Annotated in this window: 3 protein-coding genes; all 3 read left to right on the top strand. The window is 64.5% G+C overall.

Annotated elements, in window-relative coordinates; translation table 11 throughout:
- On the top strand, nt 1-313 hold a 313-nt coding region (locus EOC06_RS42600; RefSeq protein ID WP_245469623.1), incomplete at its 5' end, for a DALR anticodon-binding domain-containing protein.
- 103 nt (nt 314-416) lie between these two features.
- Entirely contained in the window at nt 417-3,785 is a 3,369-nt protein-coding gene (locus EOC06_RS15160) for an SPOR domain-containing protein (RefSeq protein ID WP_128308158.1), read from the top strand.
- 132 nt (nt 3,786-3,917) lie between these two features.
- The coding region (nagZ, locus tag EOC06_RS15155; protein ID WP_128308157.1) for a beta-N-acetylhexosaminidase at nt 3,918-4,889 on the top strand (972 nt) is incomplete at its 3' end.

Genomic DNA, 4,889 nt, shown 5'->3' with positions numbered 1-4,889 from the left:
GGCGTCGGCCGCGGCATTGCTGACCGATGAGGGCGAGATCGGCCTGATCCGCAAGCTTGCCGAATACCCGCGGCTGATCGAGTCCGCCGCCCTTGCGCTCGAGCCGCATCGGCTGGCATTTTACCTCTATGATCTGGCTTCCAGCTTCCACGGACACTGGAACCGTGGCACGGATAATCCGGACTTACGTTTTGTTAAGGTTAACGACCGACAATTGACGCATGCCAGACTAGGGCTGGTGCAGGCTGTTTCGGACGTTTTGACGTCCGGCCTGACGTTGATCGGAGCCGCCGCGCCCACCGAAATGCGTTAGGTTTGACTAAATAACCTGTCACCTTTTGCCCACATTGCGCTGGTAAGGGCCAACCCTACGCGACGTCCATGGCGTCCGAATGAGTGCGAGTTCGGGAACAATAATGGCAGACAGAACCCAGCTGAGAGTAGCCGACAACAACGACATCGCTGACGATGATCCATTCGCGGAGCTGACCAGGATCATGGGATTCGACCCGCGCCAGCCGGTCAGGCCGCAATCGCCCGCCCAGCCGCAGGCCCCAGCCGCCGATCACGGGCTCGAAGAGGGCGATTTCGATATCGATCTCGAGAAAGAAATGATGGGCGAGTTCGGCGCTGACGACAGCGACGCCGCTCCGGTTGTTCAGGCTCATGAGCCGACCTTCGTGCATGAGCCGGCATTCGAAGCGGCTGACGCCAGCGCGATGGACGATGAGCTTTCGGTGTCGCTCGACAACGATTTCCAACTGGACATGGCTGAGATAGACGATCACGTCGCCGGCGCCAGCCATGCGGTCGCAGCTGAAGCGGCGCCGTCCGTCGAGCCGGCTTTCGCGTCTGATTTTGACGATGCCGTCGCCGGTTCGCTTGAGGACGTCTCTCCCTTCGAGGACGATCATTCGATGGCGGACGAGCTGGCCATTTCGCTCGACCAGGATCTCCGGATCGATGAGGAAGCCGAAGAGGCCCAGTACGCTGAAGAGGCCCAGTACGCCGGTGCCGACACGCCCGCTTCTGTCGAGCCAGTTGCCTCCGATGACGAATTCGACGATGCGGTGTCAGTCTCGCTTGAAGACGAGCTGGTGCTCGACGACCATTCGGCGGCCGAACAGTCATTCATGGCCGCCGAGCCCGTCGAGTATCCCATGCCGGAGCAGGCGGCGCGTGACGGCCATGCAATCTCCGATGAGAGCTTTGCCGGCCATTTCGACGACGCGATGGCTGATGTCGACATGGATTTCGACGTTCGCGCGGATGAGCCGAATGCCTTCGACGAGCCGCACGCGCATGATGCGCTTGTCGATATCACTGACGCGAACGGCGACATTCCCATCCCTGAAGGCATTTCGGACGATGCCTTCGACCTGAGTTTGGACGACGCGTTTGCCGAAACGGCCGAAGAGCCGGTCGCCGAGGTTGCTGCCGCTACGGTCCAGCAGGCGGCGCCAGAGGCTCATGTTGCGCCGGCGGCGCATGCCCCGGCCGCGGACGAACGGAGCCTGGAAGACGAGTTGAATGCGCTGCTGGGTGCCATGACGGCGCGCACGGCGCCGCTGGCCAGTGAGCCCCTCACGGCTCAGCCGGCTGTCGCCGCCCTGCCGCCTGTTGCCGAGCCCGCCGAGGAACCGGCCGATCTTGTCGGCGACCTCGACTGGGATCTTGACGAACCCGCGCCTGAGCAGGACCGGCATGTTGGCACGGCCCAAGCGGCCGATGCGGATATTGACGACCTTATGCTTGATGAACCCCAGGATACGACTTGGCACACGGCTGGCGATGTCGATTTCGACGATGATGCGTTCGACGCGGCTTTGCCCAAGGATCTTGATCCGCGTGACGAAGCCGCTGACCGGGACAATTCGGCGGATTCTCTCGATTGGCTTGCGGAGCGTTCCCAACCGGCAGAGCCGACGCGTTCGTGGAGCCGCGTGACGCCGGTTCCGCAGCAGCCGTCATTCAGTGCTCAGCCTGCGTTTGCTCAGCCGGCCGCTTCGGTGGCATCCGTGGCCGCCGCGCCGGCAGTCGCCGCCATGACGTCCTACCGTTCGTCCGAGCCGGTCGAGGCCGTGGCTCCCGCTGCCCCGGTGTCGGCGCCCCAATCGCGCCAGCCTGCGCATTACGAAGACATGCCCGACGTCGAAACGGTCGATGTACCCGAGCGTGTCGTCGCGCTGGCCGACGATCTCGATATTCCCGAACTGCACTTCGAGGAAGACCAGCCGGCGTCGCCCGGCTACGACGATCTCGATGCGGAGTTCTCCAGCCTTCTCTCCGAGATGAACGCGGTGGAGGTCGCTCCTGTTCCCACGAGCAATGTGGCCAGCGCGTCTTACGATGATGACTCCTATGCCGCGGGCTTCAAGCCGGGCTATGACAGCCTCAAGCCGGCATATGACGGGGTCAAGCCGGGCTATGACGGGGTCAAGCCGGGCTATGAGCCGGAAGCGCGGACCTATGCCGCGCGGCCGATGGACATGTCCGCCCGCGCGGCGGCGCCCACGGGTTATGCCGACGCCTCCGGCTTCGACCTCGACGGCCTGCCAGGGAGCCAGCCGGTTTCGCAAGCCGATGATTTTACTGTCGATGAACTCGACTACGATCCCGAACTCGACGAGGCTATGGCTGTTCCGGGTCTCGGCGAGCGTGAGGCCGGGAGGCCGACGCGCGGACGCGGACTGTTCATCGCCGCGATTGTCGGCGCGGTCGCGGTCGCGGGCGGTCTCGGTGCCTTTGCGCTGTCCTTTGGCGGCAAGGGCGGCAGCGAAGCGCCTGTCATCGTCAAGGCCGACAACGCGCCGATCAAGGTCAAGCCGGAGAATCCGGGCGGCGCCGTGGTGCCCAATCAGGACAACAAGGTCTACGACGCGGTCAGGGGTGCCAAGCCAGCCGAGCCGGTCCAGGAAAAGCTGGTCACCAACGTCGAAGAGCCAGTGGACGTCCAGGCGAAAGATCCGGCCCGCGCCATCGACCTTTCGCCGGACCAGAATGCAGCCGCCGCTGGAACCGATGTCGGCAATGCCGCGCCGATGGCCGGCGCCGCTTCGGCCGACAACGCTTCTGCCGACAATACGGCGCCCGCGCCCAAGTCCGAGGACCGCATTGCGCAGGTGCTGCAGGATGCCGACAAGGGCACCAATGCCGATGTCGTCGCCGTTGCGCCGCGCAAGGTGAGGACCATGGTGGTCAAGTCGGACGGCTCGCTGGTGCCGCGTGAAGATCCGGCGGCGCCCGCCGCGCCGCTAGTGGCCGCTACCGAGCCGGTCGATCCGGCGCCGCAGCATGTTGCCCCAGCGGCCCAAGCCAACGCGGACCAGACCGGCACCGTGGCGCCTGCCGCCGCCCAGGCGGACGACGAGCCGGCCCTCAAGCCGGTCGCCAAGCAGAAAGCCGAGGCCCAATCGGCGAACACGCCGGCAAAGGTTCCGCTCGCGCCGCAGCGTCCGTCCGACCAGCCGGTCGATGTTGTCGGCGAGGTCAAGCCCGATCAGGTTGCGTCCATAGATCCCGCATCGACCGCGGCCGGCGGTGGCTCGTGGTCGATGCAGATCGCCTCGCAGCCGACCGTCGAAAGCGCCCAGTCCAGCTATCAGGATCTGCAGCGCCGCTATGGCAGTGTGCTTGCCGGGCGTACCGCCAACATCGTCAAGGCCGAGATCGCCGGAAAAGGCACGTTCTACCGCGTGCGCGTTCCGGCCCAGTCACGCAATGACGCGATCAATTTGTGCACCAGCTACAAGGCCGCCGGCGGCAACTGCTTCGTCTCGCGCTAAAGCCGGGGCCAACCATCAAAAGCCGGCGCGGTCCACCGCGCCGGCTTTTTTCATGGGGAAAGCAGATCCGGCGTTATCCCGGATGAGTCCCTGGCGATTCCCTTTGATCGCACAAAGCCCTAAACTGCCGACATGACCGAATCAAAATCCATGATCCTCGGCTGTGCCGGGAAATCGCTTACCCGCGAAGAAATCAATTTCTATCGCAATGAATGCCCGTGGGCCTTCATCCTGTTTGCGCGCAACATTGGCGAGACCGAACAGATCCGCGATCTGGTCGCCGAGATGCGGGACTGCATAGGGCGTCCGGACGCGCTGGTGTTCATCGATCAGGAAGGCGGCCGTGTGCAGCGCTTGCGACCGCCGCTGGCACCGAACTATCCCGCCGGCGGCGCGCTCGGCGCGCGGTGGCGCGACGATCATGATGCCGGCGCCCGAGCGGCCTGGTTGATGGCGCGGCTGCATGCCTTCGACCTGCTGCGCTACGGCATCACAGCCGATTGCCTGCCGGTGCTCGACGTGCCGATCGAAGGCGCCAGCGATGTCATCGGCGCGCGGGCCTATGGCAAGGATCCGCGACCGGTGATCGAGCTCGGCCGCGCAGCCGCGGAAGGGCTGATGTCGGGCGGCGTGCTGCCGGTCATGAAGCATATTCCGGGCCATGGACGTGCCTTTGCCGACACGCATTTCGAACTGCCGGTGGTCAATGCCTCGCTCAGCGATCTGCAGCGGCATGATTTCGCCCCGTTCAAGGAGCTTAGCCATCTGCCGATGGCGATGACAGCCCATGTCGTCTACAGCGCGATCGACCCCAACAATCCGGCGACCACCTCCGGCAAGGTCATCGACGAGATCATCCGGCGCGAAATCGGCTTCGACGGGCTGCTGATGAGCGACGACACCTCGATGAAGGCACTTTCTGGGGATTTCCCGACAAAGGCGGCATCGATCCTTGCGGCGGGCTGCGATCTGGTCCTTCACTGCAACGGCGTTTTCGAGGAGATGGCCGGCATCGCATCGCGCACCACAGGGCTTGAGGGCACGTCGCTGGAGCGCGCCAAGCGGGCGCTGACCTATATAAAGACCCGTGACACGGTCGAAGAA

It is taken from the genome of Mesorhizobium sp. M7A.F.Ca.MR.362.00.0.0 (assembly GCF_004023175.1).
Taxonomy (GTDB): Bacteria; Pseudomonadota; Alphaproteobacteria; order Rhizobiales; family Rhizobiaceae; genus Mesorhizobium.
This window is presented reverse-complemented; position numbering and strand designations above follow the sequence as displayed.

Excerpts from the sequence above, each read along its gene's own strand:
- EOC06_RS15160 (WP_128308158.1), top strand. The coding sequence starts at position 417 with ATGGCAGACAGAACCCAGCTGAGAGTAGCCGACAACAACGACATCGCT.